The sequence below is a fragment of the Microvirga lotononidis genome (genome assembly GCF_034627025.1).
In the GTDB taxonomy this organism is placed as follows: Bacteria; Pseudomonadota; Alphaproteobacteria; order Rhizobiales; family Beijerinckiaceae; genus Microvirga; species Microvirga lotononidis.
Genome location: NZ_CP141048.1, coordinates 4,268,858 through 4,286,729 on the forward strand (window position 1 = coordinate 4,268,858; position 17,872 = coordinate 4,286,729).

A 17,872-nucleotide genomic window follows, 5' to 3' on the forward strand; every position below is an offset into this window, starting at 1 on the left:
GACCGAAAGCACCCGACAGGCGGGGCTTCAGTCTTGATCGACCAGGACACCATTGCACAACGGCAGGCGGCCGAGACGTCCCAGAGCGGCCTCGGCTGGCTGGGCTACGGTGCCGTGCTGTCCGCTCTGGCCTCAGCCCTGGCCACGTTCCTGATCCTTGCCGGTGCGACCCCGCTTCTGCCGACTCACAATGTGGTCGTATGGGTCTTCCTGCTGAACGGCGCTCTGATCGCGCTCCTTCTCGGCATCGTGGCTTGGCAGACCCGAAAGCTCGTCCGCGAGCGGCGGGCCGGAGCCGCGGCCGCAGGCCTCCATGTGAGGATCGTCGGCCTGTTCAGTCTTGTGGCGGTGCTGCCCGCCATCCTGGTCGCCGCCGTTGCGACCGTCACCCTGGAGCGCGGCCTGGACCCCTGGTTCACCGGCGCGCTCAAGGACCTGATGACAAATACGGTCTCCATTGCACGCTCCTATCGCGAGGTTCAGTGCCGTACGCTCGCCCGCGAAACGCAATTGATGGCGGCCGACCTCAACCGCGCGAAAGTTCTCTTCGACGCTGACCGCAACCTGTTTCGGGAGTTCATGAATTCCCGCGCCGTCTTCCTCGGCTTTCCGCTCGCCATGATCGTGGATGCGGACGGATCGGTGGTCGAACGCATCGATGCCAAGAAGCTCGAGAACGTCCCACTGCCGACGGAGACGGATCTCAAGGAGGCAAGCAACCGGGAGGCCCTCTGCCTGTTCTCGAAGACCGGGAACATCTTCCGCTCGGCCCTAAAACTGGACGCCCATGGCGGTCGCATCCTCTATGTGGCCAGGGAGGTCGATCCGCGCGCGCTCGAATTCCCGCAGGTGGCGGAAGCCGGCGTGGCGTTCTATGAGGCTCTCGACCAGAAGAAGGCAGGGATTCAGATCGCCTTCGCGTCCATGTTCACGCTGATCGCATTGATCGTTCTGCTCTCGGCGGTCTGGTTCGGACTGAACTTCGCCAACCGTCTCGTCGCTCCGATTCGGCGCCTCATCCATGCGACGGACCAAGTGGCGACAGGCAACTTCTATGTGCAGGTGCCCGTGAAGCGAGGCGAGGGTGATCTCGGGCATCTGGGAGAGACCTTCAACAAGATGACCTCCGAACTCCGTCGCCAGCACGACGGCCTGACGGCGGCCAGCGATCTCATGGACCGGCGGCGCCGCTTCACGGAAGCCGTTTTGGCGGGTGTCTCGGCCGGGGTCATCGGCGTCAATGCGAGGGGACAGATCACCATCGTCAATCCGTCGACGGAGGCCCTGCTCGGCACTTCGCACAAGGAGCTGCTCGGCCAGCCGATCACAATGATCCTGCCCGAGGTCGCGCCACTCGTCGAGGAAATGAGCCACGGCCGCCAGCGCCTGATGCAGCAGCAGATCCATATTTCCCGTAAGGGCAAGGAGCGCACCATCAATGTTCGCGTCACCAGCGAGCAGGCGCGCGGAGGACAGAGGGACCTCGTCATCACGCTCGACGACATCACGGATCTCGTGCTGGCTCAGCGGACCTCCGCCTGGGCCGATGTGGCGCGACGAATCGCGCATGAGATCAAGAACCCCCTGACGCCCATTCAGCTGTCGGCGGAACGCATCCGTCGAAAATACGGCAAGGTGATCACCACGGACCGGGAGGTGTTCGATCAATGCACGGACACCATCGTGCGGCAGGTCGACGACATCAAGCGGATGGTCGACGAGTTCTCGTCCTTCGCGCGCATGCCGAAGCCGACCATCGGCGACGAGGATCTGGCCGAGACGATCCGGCAGGTGATCTTCATGATGAAGATCGCCCATCCCGAGATCGAGTTCGTCGACCAGGTTCCGCCGGGATCCCTCATCGCGCCGTTCGACCGTCGCCTCGTCTCGCAAGCGGTGACGAACATCGTCAAGAACGCCACCGAGGCGATTGCGGCGGTGCCGGAGGAGGAAAGAGGCCAGGCGCGGATCTCGGTGCTGCTCGATGACACACACCCGGATTATCTGATCCTGGCCGTGACGGATAACGGCAAGGGCTTCCCGGTCGAAGGCCGACAGCGCCTGTTGGAGCCCTACATGACGACGCGCGAGGGCGGAACCGGACTGGGGCTGCCGATCGTTGCAAAGATTCTGGAAGACCATGGAGGTGGCATGGAACTTGCCGACAATCCGACGGGCAGGGGTGGGCAGGTTCGCATGTGGATCCCAAAGACAAAGCACGTTGTATCGGAAGAGGCATCGGCCGCTTCCAGCCGAAATGACTCCCGCAGGGCAAGCCTATGAGCGCTGATATTCTCGTCGTCGACGACGAAGTCGATATTCGTGAGCTGGTGGCCGGCATCCTCGAGGATGAGGGCAACCGCACCCGCACCGCCGGCACGTCCGATGAGGCTCTGGCCGCCATCGAAACCCGGCGTCCGCACCTCGTGTTCCTCGACATCTGGCTGCAGGGAAGCCGGCTCGACGGGCTTCAGGTTCTGGAGATCATCAAGTCCCAGCACCCGGACCTGCCGGTCGTGATGATCTCGGGCCACGGCAACATCGAGACCGCCGTGTCCGCCATCAAGGCGGGCGCTTACGATTTCATCGAGAAGCCGTTCAAGGCCGATCGTCTCGTTCTGGTGGCGGAACGCGCGCTGGAGGCCTCCCGCCTGAAGCGCGAGGTCCGCGATCTGCGCTCACGCTCGGTTCAGGCCAGCCGCATCGCCGGTCGGTCGATCATCATCAACCAGCTCAGGCAGGCGGTCGAGCGGGCCGCGCCCACCAATGCCCGCATCCTGATCACCGGCGCGCCCGGCTCCGGCAAGGAGCTGACGGCCCGGACCATCCACAGTCTCTCGACGCGCGCGAACGGCCCCTTCGTCGTCCTCTCGGCCGCGACGATCACGCCTGACACCATGGAGGCGGAGCTTTTCGGCACCGAAGGCGGCGAGGGCGGAGGGCGCCGGGTCGGCGCTCTCGAAGAGGCCCATGGCGGGACCCTCTACATCGACGAGATCGCCGACATGCCTCGGGAGACCCAGAACAGGATTCTGCGCGTCCTGGTCGACCAGAACTTTCAGCGGGTCGGCGGGACGACGCGGGTCCATGTGGATGTCCGAATCGTCTCGTCCTCAAGCCGTGACCTTCCCGCCGCCATTGCGGCGGGCCAGTTTCGGGAGGACCTGTTCCACCGGCTCGGCGTGATCCCGATCCGGGTACCGTCCCTCGCCGAGCGGCGCGAGGACGTGCCGGAGCTGATCGAATTCTTCATGGAGCAGATTTCGTCGACGACGGGCCTGCCGAAGCGGCGCATCGCGGAAGATGCCATGGCGGTCCTGCAATCGCATGACTGGCCCGGCAACGTCCGCCAGCTTCGCAACAATGTCGAACGGCTGATGATTCTCACCTCGGGTGACCCCGATGCCGAGATCACGGCCGACATGTTGCCCACCGAGATCGGCGCTCTCGTTCCGAGTACCCCGGGAGGGGCGGGCGGCGAGAAGCTCATGAGCCTCCCCCTCCGCGAAGCCCGCGAGATCTTCGAACGGGAGTATCTCCTGGCGCAGATTGCCCGATTCAGCGGCAATATCTCAAGGACGGCGGAGTTCATCGGCATGGAGCGCTCGGCGCTCCACCGGAAGCTGAAATCCCTCGGAATCGGCGGATGAGGTTGCGTCACCGACGCGTCCCCCGTCCGCGATGAAGGCCGAAAATCTACAATCCACGGGAAAATATAACCCGAGGGTGGTAGAAGTATTGGCTGCCTCTTGCCGAACGCTGCCGTTCGCCCTGTAATAGATCTGCCGGTCACCGACCGCACGAAAGCGGACAATCATATCCAGGCGGCCCCATAGCCAAGACCGGCGGCGATGGGCTGGCGAGGCAACTTCAATGGCGGGCGATCGCGCGCAGAATCTTCAGGACACTTTTCTGAATTATGTCCGGAAGCAAAAAATTCCCCTGACGATCTTTCTCGTGAACGGGGTGAAGCTTCAGGGCGTCGTCACCTGGTTCGACAATTTCTGCGTTCTGCTGCGCAGGGATGGTCATTCGCAGCTGGTTTACAAACACGCCATTTCCACCATCATGCCAGGACAGCCCGTGCAGTTGTTCGACCAGATCGACGAGGCTGGCGAGAAGGCTTGAGGTGACGGAACCACGCAGTCCGGGGGAAGAACGTCTCGCTCAGCTTGCCGAACCGGAGAAAGAGGTTGCGGCAGGGACGAGGACGCTCGTCATCGGTCCTTATCGGACGCGCCGGCGGCGCGGTGCAGTCGAGACAGACGGGCAGGGGGCCAATCCGCGCCCTCCGGAAGCTCGGCTCGACGAGATCACCGGGCTCGCGCTCGCGATCGATCTGACCATCATACAATCGCTGATCGCGCCCTTGGCTTCCCCGCGTCCTGCCACCTTCATCGGCAGCGGCAAGGTCGAGGAGCTGGCGGGGCTGATCCGGGCCGAAGACATCGGCCTCGTGGTCATGGATTGCGCCCTCAGCCCCGTGCAGCAGCGCAACCTGGAAAAGGCCTGGGGCGCCAAGGTCATCGACCGGACCGGCCTCATCCTCGAAATCTTCGGGCGGCGGGCCCGGACCAGGGAAGGTACCCTTCAGGTCGAACTGGCTCACCTGTCCTATCAGAAGGGCCGACTGGTCCGCTCCTGGACACACCTCGAGCGCCAGCGCGGCGGTTTCGGCTTCCTGGGTGGGCCGGGCGAGACGCAGATCGAAGCGGATCGCCGCCTCATTCAGGAGCGGATGAACCGCATCGAGCGGGATCTGGAGAGCGTGGTGAAGACGCGCTCCCTGCACCGGACCAGCCGCAGGCGGGTGCCCTATCCGATCATCGCCCTCGTCGGCTACACCAATGCCGGCAAATCTACCCTGTTCAATCGCATGACCCAGGCCGACGTTCTGGCGGAGAACATGCTGTTCGCGACCCTCGATCCGACCTCCCGCGCCATCGAACTCCCCCATGGCGAGAAGGCGATCCTGTCGGATACGGTCGGCTTCATCTCCGATCTGCCGACCATGCTGGTGGCGGCTTTCAGGGCCACCCTCGAGGATGTGGTCGAGGCCGATGTCCTGCTGCACGTCCGCGACGTGTCGCATGGGGAAACCGAAGCCCAGGCCGGTGACGTCGCTGTCGTCCTGCGGGAACTCGGCATCGATCCGGACGATACGAGGCGGGTCGTCGAGGTCTGGAACAAGGCGGACCTTCTGTCCGCTGACGACCGCGAGCGGCTTTCGACCGCCTCCCATCGTACCGGCGAGGAGAGACGGCCGATCCTCATCTCGGCCCTGACGGGAGATGGCATTTCCGAGCTTCTGGCCACTATCGAGCACCACCTGTCCCTGGGGCGGCCGACCTACGAGGTCGATGTCGCGCCGGAGGACGGGCAGGGGCTCGCCTGGCTGCACGAGAATACGGAGATCCTGGATCGCACGACCCGGGAGAATGGGCATACCATCCTCCAGATCCGCCTCGTTGCCGGCAAGGAACCCCGGTTTCTCAACCGCTTTCCCGACGCTCGCGTCCTATGAGGACGAGCCGGGCTCCCGCTCGGCGAGCTTCGCCGCGACCCAAAGCTCTTCCATTTCTTCGAGCGAGGCCTCGTCAAGGCTCCGGTTACGCTCTCCGAGCACCTTCTCGACGGACTTGAACCGCCGTTCGAACTTGGCGTTCGTCCGTCGCAGGGCCCGCTCGGGATCGATGCCGAAATGCCGGGCAAGGTTGGTCACCGAGAATAGGAGGTCTCCGATCTCGTCCTCGATCCTGTCCGGCTGTCCGGATGAGGATGCCTCCTTAACCTCTTCCAGCTCCTCGTGAATCTTGTCGATCACCTGCGCGGCCTCCGGCCAGTCGAAGCCGACTTTCGCAGCCTTCGCCGTCAGCTTCTGGGCTCGGGTCAGAGCGGGAAGGGCGGTCGGGATACCCCCGAGGAAGCCCGCTTCGTGGGGCTCGGGCATGTGCCCCATCGTCTCGCGGGCCTCACGGCGTTCGGCCCTTTCCTCGGCTTTGATCGTATCCCAGAGATGCTTCACCTGCTCGGTCGACAGATCCTTGATGTCCCCGAAGACATGGGGATGGCGTCTGATGAGCTTTCTCGTGATCGCCTCGACCACGTCATGGAAGGCGAAGGCGCCCTGCTCCTCCGCCATGCGGGCGTGAAAAACCACCTGAAGCAGCAGATCACCGAGTTCGTCCCGCAGGTCGGCCAGATCGCCCCGCTCGATGGCGTCGACGACTTCGTAGGCCTCCTCGAGCGTATATGGCGCGATCGATGCGAAATCCTGCTCCAGATCCCATGGGCAGCCGGTTCCAGGCGTCCGCAGGGCCGCCATGATCTCGATAAGCCGCGTAATGTCCGTGGAAGGCTTCATGATGGAATCCCTGGTCGATCAGCCCGTGTCATAGCGTGAGGACAAAACATCCGGCTAGCTGGATTTGCGCCATTTCCCTGCGTTAGCGCTATAAGGAAGGACGAAGGCTTCAGCCATAACGAGGATAGGGTCATATGAAAGCACGGGTGAAACTGGTCGACGGCATGATGTTCGTGGGAGAGTCCGGCAGCGGCCATTCCATCGTCATGGACGGAGCGCCCGAATATGGCGGCCGCAATCTTGGCATCCGCCCCATGGAGATGCTGCTGATCGGCCTCGGAGGCTGCACGGCCTTCGATGTGGTTCAGATTCTCAGGAAGGGCCGCGAGAAGGTGACCGATTGCGAGGTCGAGGTCTCCGCCGAGCGCGCGGAAACGGACCCGAAGGTCTTCACCGCGATCCACCTCGACTACACGGTCAAAGGCCGGGGCCTCGCACCGGCCAAGGTCGAACGAGCCATCGATCTGTCCAAGGAAAAGTACTGTTCCGCTTCGATCATGCTCGGAGCCGTGGCCAAGATCACCCATTCTTGGACGGCCGTCGACGAGGCCGAGGAGGCGGAAGCCGTCTCCTCCTGATACATCCGCAGCTGGGATCCACGTTCATGAAGCTGTTCTTCTCCGAAGCGCAACTGGTCCATCGGCCTACGCAATACATGGTGCATGGGCGGATCGTGGATCCCTTCGAAAACCCGGATCGGGCCACGACGCTCCTTCAGGTCCTCAAGACGCAAGGATTGACGAGGACCGATCCAGGCGATTTCGGGCCCGACCCGCTGCTGGCGGTTCATGCGGCGCATTACGTGGAATTCCTCGAACACGCTTATGCGCGGTTCATGGAACTCCCCCATCACGGCCCGGAAGTTCTGCCGAACGTCCACCCCTATCGCGGGGCCGGGATCGACCTCGAGGAACGCGGCAAGCCGCGCACGACCGGAATTCTCGGTCAGGCGGGCTGGTATATCGGCGACATGTCCTGCGCGATCATGGCAGGGACTTTCCAGGCAGCCTATGCCTCGGCACAGACGGCGATTGCCGGAGCCGAGGCAGTGCTTGCGGGCGAACGGGCCACCTATGCGCTTTGCCGCCCGCCCGGCCATCACGCCTATGCCGATAGAGCCTCAGGCTTCTGCTTCTTCAACAATGCCGCGATTGCGGCCACTGTGCTGAGGAACCACTTTCCAAAGGTCGCCATCGTGGATTTCGATACGCACCACGGCGACGGCACGCAGGCGATCTTCTACACCCGCGACGATATTTTCTACGGCTCGGTCCACACCGATCCCTCGTCCTACTACCCGCATTATGCCGGTTACGTCGATGAGACCGGGGCAGGGCCCGGCGAAGGGGCAAACCACAACCTCCCGCTTGCGCCCGGGGCCGACGACGAGGCCTTCATCGACGCCAATCAACGGCTGGCATTGGCCGTGCAAGCCCACGGCGCCGAGGCGCTCGTCCTGTCCGCCGGCTGGGACGCGCATCGGGATGATCCCTTGTCCAAACTCAACGTTACGACGGACGCGTTCGCGCGGATCGGCGAGATCTGGGGCAAGATCGATCTGCCGACCCTGATCGTTCAGGAGGGCGGCTACTCGCTCGCGGCCGTATCGGACGCGGCTCCCGCCTTCATCATGGCCTTCCGCTCGAATGCAACCGAGTGAGAACTTAATCGATCCGCAGTCGCGTATGCCGCAGAAAGCGTGATCACAGTTTGTTGTTCTTCACGGGGGCGGTCATTCTTTGACCACGTTCCTGGTCACCTTGGCCGGATCTTTCATCGAGCCATTGAGGCTTTGACCGTCGAAAGGAACAACGTGAACCGGACGCCAGAACGCAGGGGCTCGTCCATCAGCCGCCTCACGATCTCCGGCATCGCCATCGCAGCCGTCACAGGATGGGGAGCTTATTCCTATTCGTCTCTCTCATCGATGCAACTCGAACAGCAGGTGAGCGGCCAGACAGCTGCCCTGCGAGAATATCAGTCGCAGTTTCTGTCGGAACGCATGAAGGCCGAAAACGGCGCTCAGGAGGCCGCGAAACTTCGGGAACAACTCGCATCGGCGCAGAGTGAAATCGAGCGCCTCACGGCGAAGCATACCGAGACCGAAGCGAACCTCGCTGCCGCGAAGGAGCAATTGGCATCGCTCCAGGAGATCAATGCCCCTCCGGCCCTCGACGGCGCGCCTGCCCTGCGTGGCGTTGCTCCGCTGCCCACGAAGCAGGATGTGATGTCCGCTCAGAAAGCCCTCACGGATCTCGGCTTCGGAAAACTCGAAGCCGATGGCGTCGTCGGTCCGACGACGCGACAGGCAATCGAAGAGTATCAGCGCCTCGTCGGACTTACCGTAACCGGCCAGCTTCATGCACAGACACTCCAATCCCTCATGCGATCCGCGAAGGTCGTGGCCGCACAGAACGAGCGCACCGAGTAATTCTAAGATCAGAACGAGCGCTCACGATAGGATGCAGCCCTGCTGAGTTTAGGGACCGCATCATTCGCCGTGCGCTCACATTTTCTTGAACACCGCCTAAGACCCTGCGCCTTCTATCGGAATTCGCCGCGCTTGTTTCGGTCCTGCTCCTAGAGCAGCGCGATTAACCCTCAGGTAACCTCGCCTTGGAAGGTTGCGGGCTCCGCAACCGCCAAAGCGAGTATCCCGTAGATGAAGGTCACAAGCGCAGCCGCCGCAATCCTCGTCCTCTCGAGCACCTATGCCCTTGCACAGACCCCGCGAGCGATCGGAACAAGCGAAAGCTGGAGCGCGTGGAGAGACTACGAGAACAAGTCTGCTGCCTGCTATGTCTATTCCGATGCTTCATCCATGAAGCCCGAGCATCTCGACCATGGGCGCGTGACCCTGTTCGTGCGCAGGCTCAATCACGGCAAGGTTCGAACCGAAGCCAGCCTTCAGGCAGGTTACGACTTCGCACCGACGGCGATCCGCGTCGTGGTGGACGGTCGTTCCTTCACCATGATCCCACGCGGGAACCATGCGTGGCTGCGGCGCACCGAGCGCGAGATCGAATTCGTGCGCGCTCTCGAGAAGGGGCGCGTGGCGGTCGTGGAGGCGACTTCGAAGCGTGGAAACAAGACGACCTATACTTTTCCTCTCAAAGGCTTCACCACCGTCATGAAGAAGGCCCGTCAGGGATGTCCATGACGTGGTCATGTCTCCGGCACACCAGCGAGCGGGTTTGAACGACGCCTATTCAGCGCGCGAGCGCTCCAGAAGAACGGCCGCTATCGCCCGAGACTCCTCGTCGAAGGAGCAGGTCACCATCGGATGGCCTGCTCGCCTGTACCAGTAAGCCGCATTGGAGAGGTCGCCTTCTTTGCGGTGCAGATAGGCGTGAACCCAGGCGCATTCACGGTCCGCTTCGTCGATCTGAACAAGGCTGTGAGCTCTCTCCCAATCACCGCGAGCGTCCCACCAGAGCGCCTGCAGCGCATGACTCCAATCCTCGGGAGGCCTGTGGTGGCGAAGAGATGTCTCGAACATATCGGCACTCATCATCCCGTCTCCTGCCGGTTGCAGCGATCCCTATCGGAGAGCATTCTTCAAGGGATCAGGCGTGTGATCAATTCCAAAAGTGGATCAGCTTCCGGTCGCAATGAGCGCGGGTCTTGCCTCAAGCGAGCGTGCTCTGCTGCACGGCCCGGAAGGCGAGCGGCGGGAGGCCGGTCTTCTGCTTGAAGAAGCGGGCGAAGTAAGCCGGATCGTCGAAGGCGAGCGCCAAGGCGATCTCCTTGGCGCTCAGGCCGGTGAAGGTGAGGTAGCGCTTGGCCTCGAGGATGATCCTTTGATGAACGACGCCCAATGCCGTGTCGCCGAGATGCTCACGGCAGATCCGGTTGAGGTGCGGCGGCGTCAGGCCGAGCCTGCGAGCATAGGCTTCGATCGGGTGATGCTTGCGGAAATCCTGGTCCACGAGTTCTCGAAAGCGGAGGGCATGCTGAAGCGCCCGGCGTCCGGGGATGTGAGCACCGGACTTCTGTCCCGAGCCTCTAATCCGGTGGAGCGTGATCAGGACGAGCAGCAGGCGCGCCTGAATGGCCTCCGAGCGCCCGGAAGCGCGGCCGGCGAACTCTGCCGTCAGGGACCGGATATCGTCGGCCAAGCCATGCGTGGCATCCGCATGATCCTGAAGGCCGATCAACTGGACGGACCGGAACGTCTCACGCACCCCATCCATGTCGGCGAGGATATGGGCCAATCGGCTGTCGAAAAGGGTGAGGACCGTTCCCTGCACGTCGGGTGAGAACCTATAGCCGTGCACCGTCATCGGGGGCAGGGTGACGATCGCGGGGCCGGTTACTTTTGTGCTCTGACCGTCGAGCGCCATGTCGGCAGTGCCGCGCGCCAGGTGGAGGATCTGGAACAGCTTCTCGTGCCGGTGCGGCAGAATCCTGTAATTGTGCAAGCGGCTGCGGCTTTGGATAGTCTCGCAATGGATCCAGTCCGCTGCCGGATCCTCGGCCGCCTCCCCATAAAGAGCGTAAGAAGGGATGTCTCTGAGAGCCAAGTCGGTCCGATCCGTCATGCGTTGCCGAATGTTCGAAATATCCAATCCGTTGCTCGCTTTGTCTATTGGCCCTTCGACGGGCCGGGTTCATTCTGCAGCGGCGTGAAGAAGGCGGCCCAGACCGTCGTTGCGGAGGAAGTGAACATGCGCACGAAGGTGGCGATCATTGGCGCCGGCCCGGCCGGGCTCCTCCTCGGGCGTCTTCTCGACATGGCCGGGATCGAGACCGTCATTCTTGAAAGACGCAGCCGCGACTATGTACTCGGACGGATCCGCGCCGGTGTCCTCGAGCAGGGTACGGTGGAACTCCTCGACAAGGCCGGTGTCGGCGGGAGACTGCACGCGGATGGCCTCGTCCACGACGGCGTCGAGTTCTGCTTCGACGGCGACAGGCACCGGTTCGATTTCCACGCCCTGATCGGACGAACGGTCACCGTCTATGGCCAGACCGAGGTGACCCGCGATCTCATGGAGGCCCGCGATGCTTCCGGCGCAACGACGATCTATGGGGCGGAGAACGTTTCGCTTCATGATTTCGATGGCGACAGGCCCAAGGTGCGCTACGTCAAGGGTGGCGTCGAGCACGAGCTGGCCTGCGACTTCATCGCCGGATGCGACGGCTATCACGGCGTGGCCCGCGCCAGCGTCCCAGAAGAAGCGATCCGCACGTTCGAACGGGTCTATCCCTTCGGCTGGCTTGGCATTCTGGTCGACAGGCCGCCTGTCGCCGAGGAACTGATCTATGCCCATCACGAGCGCGGCTTCGCGCTCTGCTCCATGCGCTCCCACACCCGCAGCCGGTATTACGTTCAGGTTCCGGCGGACGAGAGGGTCGAGGAATGGTCGGATGACCGGTTCTGGGACGAGTTGCGCCGCAGGCTCGACGAGAAAACCGCCAACAACTTGGTGACGGGACCATCTATCGAAAAATCCATCGCACCTTTGAGGAGCTTCGTGGCAGAGCCTCTGCGGTTCGGGTGGCTCTTTCTCGCGGGCGATGCGGCCCACATCGTGCCGCCGACCGGCGCCAAGGGCCTAAACCTCGCCGCAAGCGATGTCTGCGCATTGGCGGAGGCATTCATCGAATTCTATGCCGAGCGATCGTCCGCTGGGATCGACGGCTATTCGGCCCGCGTGCTGTCGAGAATCTGGAAGGCAGAGCGGTTTTCCTGGTGGATGACCTCCATCCTTCACACGTTTCCGGGCACGGATTCATTCAGTCGCCGGATCCAACGGGCGGAGTTCGATTATCTCAGGAGCTCTGACGCCGCCGCCCGCTCCCTGGCGGAGAACTATACCGGGCTGCCGATCTGACATATCCGCCATGACGCTGTCCCGGCTGCTTCAAGTATTCGCTCTCCACCATTCTCAAGACGGTCAAACGGAGATTATAGGAAGAGCCTCGCCGGCAGCATTAACTTTACCAGATCATTAATGCCAAATCTGATATGACGTTACGTTGACTAATAAGAAAATATTTCCGAATTCTATATATCACAATGTTGATACTCATGACGGGTTGAGCGCTCACAGAGGTGAGGCCGTTTCAAAGGCATGATGCCGCCCCGTCATACCGGTGAGAGCCCGGTATTTTTTCACCAGCTTCATCGTCTGTCTTTTATAGGCCGCGAGGCCATTGGTAGCGTTATGGATCGGTCCGCCGTTTCATCCGCGGCACCATCGCTGGTGTCCGCCGGCCCCTGGCTGACACGCCCGTTCAGAGGCCTGATCGGCCGCTTCGGAATCGGTTTCCTGATTCCCGTTGTCGAAGCGACCCTGCTGATTACCCTTCTGGCGCTCGCTCTCCCCGTCGCCCTGCTCCAGGTCTATGACCGGATCCTCCCGAACAAGGCGGTCGGTACCCTGACGGTGCTCGCCACGACCGTGACGCTGGCTATCCTGTTGGAGGCGCTGCTCCGCCATGTGCGCGGCCGGGTGCTTGCCCGAGTCGCCGCGACGTCAGAAGCCCAGGCGCATCGTCAGGCCATGCAATGTCTGCTCAATGCGCCGCTCTCGGCGCTGGAGGCCCACGGCAACGGCTATTACGCGGAGCGCCTTTCCGCAATCGGGACGCTGCGCGAGGCGTGGTCCGGTCCCGCCCTGCAGGCGATGCTCGATCTGCCCTTCGCGCTCCTCTATCTCATCGGCATCTGGTATCTCGCGGGCCCGCTCGTGCTGGTGCCCCTGACGCTTCTCGCGGGCGTGGGGCTTCTCGCCGTGCTGACGGGGCGTCGCGTGCGCCATGCGGCCCAGAACCTTGCCCTGGCCGAGGAGCGCCGCTTCAACTTTCTGTTCGACACTCTGAACTGCATCCATTCCATGAAGGTGCTGGGTGCCGAGCCCCTGCTGGAACGGCGCTATGAACGCCTCCAGAACGGCTCCGCCCAGCTGCGCCGCAAGCTGTCGCATGCGATTTCGACAGGGCAGGAGGGCGGCATGCTGCTGTCCCAGATCGCAACGATCAGCGTTGCAGCCTTCGGATGCCTGATGGTGCTCGAAGGACAGCTCAGCGTCGGCGGCCTCAGCGCATGCACCATGTTGGTCGGCCGGACGATGCAGCCTCTTCTCGGGGGCGTCGCCCTCTGGTCGCGGCTGCAATCGCTCAGGGAGAGCAAAAGGCGCGTCGCCGAAATCGGCGCGCTGCCGCAGGAGCGCAGCCCGGACAGGCCATTGCTGCAGATTTCGTCCGGACACATTCTTCTTCGGGACGTCCGGTTCCGCACGCCGCGCTATTCCGACTGGCTCTTCGACGGAGCCGACCTCGAGGTGCAACCCGGCGAGATCGTCGGCATCACCGGCTCCAACGGATCGGGCCGTTCTGCCCTGCTGCGCCTCATCGCCGGTGACCTGAAGGCCTCCGACGGGCAGGTCCTGATCGACGGACAGGACCTCGGCCAAGTCGATGTCGGGCCGGCCCGCAGGCTGGTCGCGCTGGTTCCCCCGGATCCTGCGCTGGTGCGCGGCACGCTCCTGCAGAATCTGACGATGCATCAACCCCAGCGCGAGGCCCTCGCCCTTCGCCTTGCGACGGAGCTCGGTCTCGATCAGGTCGCCAGCGCACTTCCGGGCGGATGGCACACCCAGGTCGGCGTGGCCGCCACGCCGCTGCCGCGCGGTGCCGCCCAGCGCATCGGCGTCGTCCGCGCTCTCGTCGAAGAGCCACGCATTCTCCTCCTCGACGACATCACCTCGCAGATCGACGGGGACAGCGACGCACGTCTCGCCAGGCTTCTGGCGGACCTGAGGGGCAAGGTGACGGTGGTCAACGTCACCCACCGGCCATCCACCTTGAACATCGCCGACCGGGTCTATGCGATCCGCGAAGGCCGACTGGAGCGTGTGGCATGAGGCTCACAAGAGAAGACCGCGCGAGCGCGCCGCTGGAGCTGCCGGAGGATCTTCTGGCCCCGTCCGATCTCGCCCGCTGTCTCTCTGCGATGCTCTGGCTGCTCGAATGGCCCGGCAGCGCGGACGATCTCCTGTCGGCCCTGCCTCACGTCAAGCCGGATATCGATCTCACGGATGTCCGCAACACGCTCGCCATCCTGGGTTATCCAACCCGGATGGAGCGGGTGTCGCAAGGCGCCCTGGATCCGAGACGCCTTCCGGCGATCCTGCTCCCGGTGGGGGAGCCTGCCGCCATCGTGTATCGCGATGAGGAGGGGCGCGTCCTGCTCCTCGACGGCGCGACCGGCACCGTGGAGCCGTGCGATCCGAAGACGCTGCGCGGCACGTTGATGCTGGTCATCGACATGGAGGCCGGGGCTCCGCGCAAGAGCTGGTTCAGCGGCATCGCCCGGCGCTTCCGGGGGGATCTGCCGGCGCTTCTCGGCATCAGCGGATTGATGGCCGTGCTCGGGCTTGCCGTGCCGCTCTTCACCATGTCCGTCTTCGACACGGTCATCGCAGGCTACAGCCCCGAGACCTTGCCGATGCTCGTGGCCGGCGCGGTCGCGGCGGTCCTTCTGGAGGTAGCTTTTCGTGCCGTTCGCCAGCGTGCCCTCCTCAGCATTGCCGAGCGGCTCGACCGGTTAGTCCCCAGTGCCGTCTTCACGCAGCTCATGTCCTTGCCCACGGCGCTCGTGGAACGCGCCGGAACGGCCTCGCAGGTGTCGCGCCTGCGGGATTTCGCGGCGATCCGGGAGTTCCTCACGGGCAGTTTCGCCGTCGCGTTTCTCGACATGCCGTTCACGCTGATCGTCATCGTCCTCATGGTGCTGCTGGGAGGCTGGATCGCGGTCGTACCTGTCGGCACCGCGGTCGGATTCGTGATCCTGTTCCTGATCTCCCGCGGTTCGATGCGGCTCGCTATCGAGCAGGCGGCCCGCGCCAACCAGATGCGGGAAGCGCTGGCCGTGGAGGCGCTCGAAACTGTGCGGACCCTGAAGCTCGTCGGAGCTGAGGAGCGTTGGATCGATCGCTACACGTCTGCGGCGGCGGCCGCAGCCGTCTCTTCTGCGCGGGTCAGCACGCTCGCAGGATCCGTTCTTGCCGCAAGTCAGGCTCTGGTGACGCTGTCGGGGCTGGCTGCCGTGGTGATGGGCGTGCTGTCGGTTCTGGGTGGCGCGATGACGGCCGGCGCACTCATCGCCGGCATGATGCTGATCTGGCGTATTCTCGGTCCCATGCAGACCTGCTTCGTCATGCTGTCCCGTTGGGAGCAGACGCAGGCCTCGATCCGGCAGGTCGACGGGATGATGTCCCTGGAAACCGAGCGGCCTCCACCGCTCGAAGCGCGGATGGCTCCGCCGGAGCAGGGCGCCATCGTGTTTCAGCGCGTGACTCTCCGCTATCTCCCGCAAGCCGAACCGGTTCTCGCCGGCGCCAGCTTCTCCATTCAGCCGGGTCAGGTCGTGGCGGTCACCGGCGCGGAAGGGAGCGGCAAGTCGACCCTACTGCTGCTGACGGCAGGCCTCTATCGGCCGCAGGGCGGCCTTGTGCGGATCGACAGCCATGACGTCCGGTCCTTCAACCCGGCGGTTCTCCGGCGGAGCATCGGCTGGGTGCCGCAATCACCCGGTCTTCTCTACGGCACCGTGGCCCAGAATCTGCGTCTCGCCCGTCCCAGCGCGTCCGATGCGGACCTGCGCGCGGCGGCCGAGGAGGCGGGTGTGCTGGACGCCATCGAGGCTCTTCCGCAGGGCTTCCACACGCGCGTCGGCGACAACCAGAGCGGACGTCTCCCGCGCAGCATCCTGCAGCGGATCGCACTGGCGGCGGCTCTGCTGCGTGATGCGCCCATCCTGCTCCTCGACGAGCCGGTCGCCGGTCTCGACGATGCCTGCGCCAAGGCCTTCACCGACGTCATCGCCTCGCGTCGCGGCCGCTGCACCATCCTCATGGCGACGCACCGGCCGAGCCATATCCGGCTGGCCGACCGGGTCCTGCGCCTGCGCGATGGACAGGTCGAAGAACTCGAACAGCAGACGGCACCCGTCGGCCCGCGCCCGACGAGAGCCCCTATCGGCCCATCGCTGGCGAATGCCGCCTTCGCGAACATGTCGGCCGCCAACAGTCCGAAAGTTGCATGATGAGCAAGACCGCGACACCTGCCATCAACGGCGAGATCCTGCCAGCAAGCATCGACAGGGGCATTCTACCCCGGGCCAGCCGCCAACCACGTCCCGATGGTCATGTGCTGGCCCTCGAAGAGCTGCGCGTGAAGGGGCTGGAACGGGCGGTCGTGCTTGGCACCGGAATTCTCGTGGCTGCCGGCATGTCCTGGGCTGCCCTGACCCGTGTGCCCGAAGTGGCAGTCGGCACGGGTGAAATCGCCCCGATGGTTGCAGCCGCGCCGGTCCAGCATCTCGAAGGCGGCATCGTCGCCGAGGTGCTGGTGAACGAGGGCGAGGCGGTCGAGGCGGGACAGCCGCTCTTGCGCATGAACGACGCCGTGGCGCAATCGGAGCTGTCGCAGGCCCGGCACCGGCTGGAATCCCTGCAGCTTCAGGCGCAGCGCCTTGCGGCCGCTGCAGACGGTCACATCGTGGCGCTCGACCTTCGCGGACGCCAATCGCCTTCGGCCGGAATCGTTGCCAGCGCCGGAGGAGACGCGCAGGCCGTGGCGCCGCTGACCTCAGGCATCTTCGTCGAGCCGCAACGTGCCGCCTTGAACTCGCGCTTGCGAGCCCTGGCGGACCGGGTCGCGGTTCTGCAGGAGCAGGTCGCGCAGCGTCGGAGCGATCTCTTGACCCTCGCAGGGCAGATTTCCTCCGTTCAGGAGCAGATGACCCTGCATTCCAAGGAGCTCGGCATCAGGGAAGACCTCGCCAGCAACGGCCTCACGACCCGCCTTTCCGTGCTGGAGGCCCAGCGGCTCTTCATGAGCGCGAAGGCCGAGCATGAGCGGCTCAACGGCCAGCGTGTGACGGCGCAGCGCAGCCTTGCCGAGGCGGAAGCCCGCATCGCGGAGGCGCAATCGGCCGCGGTGGACGAGGCACGCCAGGAAGCGGCGCGAGTCGCCCTCGATGTCGCGGAGACGACCGAACTCGTCCGCAAGCTCGAAGATCGTGCGGAGCGTGTCATGCTGCGCGCGCCGATCGACGGCGTCGTGCGCGGGCTCGCGGTTCATCGACCCGGAACGGTTCTGCCGCCGGGTGGCCTCGTGGCCGAAATCATGCCGCAGGACGCGCAGCTCGTGGCCGATGTCCGGCTCCTGCCCCGCGATATCGGTTTCATCGAGGTCGGTCAGCAGGTGCACGTAAAAGTGCAGGCCTTCGACTACGCCCGCTTCGGATCCGTGGAGGGCAGGGTTGAGCGCGTGTCGGCCGGCACCTTCCTCGACGAGCAGCGGCAGCCGCATTACCGCGCGCGCATCGCGCTCAAACAGCCCTATGTCGGTCACGATCCGCGCCACGCGCAGCTCGTGGCCGGCATGACCGTCCAGGCCGACATCACGACCGGCACCAAGACGGTGCTGCAATACCTGCTGAAGCCGATCTATTCGGCCATGGCCGCATCCTTCCACGAACGCTGAGCGCGCATC

Annotated in this window: 15 protein-coding genes; 12 read left to right on the plus strand and 3 right to left on the minus strand. The window is 64.0% G+C overall.

What is annotated here, in order from left to right:
- The first annotated feature begins 33 nt into the window (after window positions 1-33).
- From U0023_RS20160 to hflX, 4 genes are all read left to right on the plus strand, one after another.
- Window positions 34-2,283, plus strand: coding sequence for a sensor histidine kinase NtrY-like (locus U0023_RS20160; protein ID WP_009491224.1), 2,250 nt, complete (start codon window positions 34-36; stop codon window positions 2,281-2,283).
- The gene (gene ntrX, locus U0023_RS20165) at window positions 2,280-3,650 is read left to right on the plus strand and encodes a nitrogen assimilation response regulator NtrX (protein WP_009491223.1); all 1,371 of its coding nucleotides are present in this window, start codon (window positions 2,280-2,282) and stop codon (window positions 3,648-3,650) included. Before U0023_RS20160 ends, ntrX begins: the two co-directional genes overlap by 4 nt.
- A gap of 223 nt (window positions 3,651-3,873) precedes the next feature.
- Entirely contained in the window at window positions 3,874-4,128 is a 255-nt protein-coding gene (gene hfq, locus U0023_RS20170) for an RNA chaperone Hfq (protein WP_009491222.1), read from the plus strand.
- A gap of 1 nt (window position 4,129) precedes the next feature.
- Window positions 4,130-5,524 carry a GTPase HflX gene (gene hflX, locus U0023_RS20175; protein ID WP_009491221.1) on the plus strand — a complete coding sequence of 465 codons (1,395 nt, stop codon included), beginning with the start codon at window positions 4,130-4,132 and terminating at the stop codon, window positions 5,522-5,524.
- Here the strand turns inward: hflX and mazG are convergent.
- Window positions 5,519-6,364, minus strand: a complete 846-nt coding sequence (gene mazG, locus U0023_RS20180; protein WP_009491220.1) for a nucleoside triphosphate pyrophosphohydrolase — start codon at window positions 6,362-6,364, stop codon at window positions 5,519-5,521. The genes hflX and mazG overlap by 6 nt on opposite strands.
- 134 nt (window positions 6,365-6,498) lie before the next feature.
- Here mazG and U0023_RS20185 point away from each other — a divergent pair, with 134 nt between their 5' ends.
- The 4 genes from U0023_RS20185 to U0023_RS20200 all read left to right on the plus strand — a co-directional run bounded on the left by U0023_RS20185 (window position 6,499) and on the right by U0023_RS20200 (window position 9,524).
- Entirely contained in the window at window positions 6,499-6,942 is a 444-nt protein-coding gene (locus U0023_RS20185) for an OsmC family protein (protein WP_009491219.1), read from the plus strand.
- 26 nt (window positions 6,943-6,968) lie between these two features.
- Window positions 6,969-8,024 (plus strand): histone deacetylase family protein, encoded by a 1,056-nt coding sequence (locus U0023_RS20190; protein ID WP_009491218.1) that lies wholly within the window; start codon window positions 6,969-6,971, stop codon window positions 8,022-8,024.
- Window positions 8,025-8,177: 153 nt separating this feature from the next.
- Complete coding sequence (locus tag U0023_RS20195) at window positions 8,178-8,795, plus strand: peptidoglycan-binding domain-containing protein (RefSeq protein WP_009491217.1); 618 nt, start codon at window positions 8,178-8,180, stop codon at window positions 8,793-8,795.
- Window positions 8,796-9,026: 231 nt separating this feature from the next.
- On the plus strand, window positions 9,027-9,524 hold the full coding sequence (locus U0023_RS20200) for an invasion associated locus B family protein (protein WP_009491216.1): 498 nt from the start codon (window positions 9,027-9,029) through the stop codon (window positions 9,522-9,524).
- A 45-nt stretch (window positions 9,525-9,569) separates the two neighbouring features.
- Here U0023_RS20200 and U0023_RS20205 read toward each other — a convergent pair whose 3' ends face one another.
- Both U0023_RS20205 and U0023_RS20210 read right to left on the minus strand, forming a co-directional pair.
- On the minus strand, window positions 9,570-9,878 hold the full coding sequence (locus tag U0023_RS20205; protein ID WP_009491215.1) for a hypothetical protein: 309 nt from the start codon (window positions 9,876-9,878) through the stop codon (window positions 9,570-9,572).
- 115 nt (window positions 9,879-9,993) lie between these two features.
- Window positions 9,994-10,905 (minus strand): helix-turn-helix domain-containing protein, encoded by a 912-nt coding sequence (locus U0023_RS20210; protein WP_009491214.1) that lies wholly within the window; start codon window positions 10,903-10,905, stop codon window positions 9,994-9,996.
- 126 nt (window positions 10,906-11,031) lie between these two features.
- Between U0023_RS20210 and pobA the strand changes: the two genes are divergently transcribed.
- The 4 genes from pobA to U0023_RS20230 all read left to right on the plus strand — a co-directional run bounded on the left by pobA (window position 11,032) and on the right by U0023_RS20230 (window position 17,863).
- The gene (pobA, locus tag U0023_RS20215; RefSeq protein ID WP_009491213.1) at window positions 11,032-12,201 is read left to right on the plus strand and encodes a 4-hydroxybenzoate 3-monooxygenase; all 1,170 of its coding nucleotides are present in this window, start codon (window positions 11,032-11,034) and stop codon (window positions 12,199-12,201) included.
- 333 nt (window positions 12,202-12,534) lie between these two features.
- Window positions 12,535-14,235: a peptidase domain-containing ABC transporter gene (locus U0023_RS20220; RefSeq protein WP_009491212.1), complete on the plus strand. Its 1,701-nt coding sequence runs from the start codon at window positions 12,535-12,537 to the stop codon at window positions 14,233-14,235.
- Window positions 14,232-16,418, plus strand: coding sequence for a peptidase domain-containing ABC transporter (locus U0023_RS20225; protein WP_009491211.1), 2,187 nt, complete (start codon window positions 14,232-14,234; stop codon window positions 16,416-16,418). The genes U0023_RS20220 and U0023_RS20225 overlap by 4 nt, the downstream gene beginning before the upstream one ends.
- Window positions 16,415-17,863 (plus strand): HlyD family type I secretion periplasmic adaptor subunit, encoded by a 1,449-nt coding sequence (locus U0023_RS20230; RefSeq protein ID WP_009491210.1) that lies wholly within the window; start codon window positions 16,415-16,417, stop codon window positions 17,861-17,863. The genes U0023_RS20225 and U0023_RS20230 overlap by 4 nt, the downstream gene beginning before the upstream one ends.
- Window positions 17,864-17,872: the final 9 nt, after the last annotated feature.

What these genes read in the sequence shown, in the direction of transcription:
- ntrX (WP_009491223.1), top strand. Translation starts at nt 2,280, where the DNA reads ATGAGCGCTGATATTCTCGTCGTCGACGACGAAGTCGATATTCGTGAG.
- hfq (WP_009491222.1), top strand. Translation starts at nt 3,874, where the DNA reads ATGGCGGGCGATCGCGCGCAGAATCTTCAGGACACTTTTCTGAATTAT.
- mazG (WP_009491220.1), bottom strand. Translation starts at nt 6,364, where the DNA reads ATGAAGCCTTCCACGGACATTACGCGGCTTATCGAGATCATGGCGGCC.
- U0023_RS20185 (WP_009491219.1), top strand. Translation starts at nt 6,499, where the DNA reads ATGAAAGCACGGGTGAAACTGGTCGACGGCATGATGTTCGTGGGAGAG.
- U0023_RS20190 (WP_009491218.1), top strand. Translation starts at nt 6,969, where the DNA reads ATGAAGCTGTTCTTCTCCGAAGCGCAACTGGTCCATCGGCCTACGCAA.
- U0023_RS20200 (WP_009491216.1), top strand. Translation starts at nt 9,027, where the DNA reads ATGAAGGTCACAAGCGCAGCCGCCGCAATCCTCGTCCTCTCGAGCACC.
- U0023_RS20205 (WP_009491215.1), bottom strand. Translation starts at nt 9,878, where the DNA reads ATGATGAGTGCCGATATGTTCGAGACATCTCTTCGCCACCACAGGCCT.
- U0023_RS20210 (WP_009491214.1), bottom strand. Translation starts at nt 10,905, where the DNA reads ATGACGGATCGGACCGACTTGGCTCTCAGAGACATCCCTTCTTACGCT.
- pobA (WP_009491213.1), top strand. Translation starts at nt 11,032, where the DNA reads ATGCGCACGAAGGTGGCGATCATTGGCGCCGGCCCGGCCGGGCTCCTC.
- U0023_RS20220 (WP_009491212.1), top strand. Translation starts at nt 12,535, where the DNA reads ATGGATCGGTCCGCCGTTTCATCCGCGGCACCATCGCTGGTGTCCGCC.
- U0023_RS20225 (WP_009491211.1), top strand. Translation starts at nt 14,232, where the DNA reads ATGAGGCTCACAAGAGAAGACCGCGCGAGCGCGCCGCTGGAGCTGCCG.
- U0023_RS20230 (WP_009491210.1), top strand. Translation starts at nt 16,415, where the DNA reads ATGATGAGCAAGACCGCGACACCTGCCATCAACGGCGAGATCCTGCCA.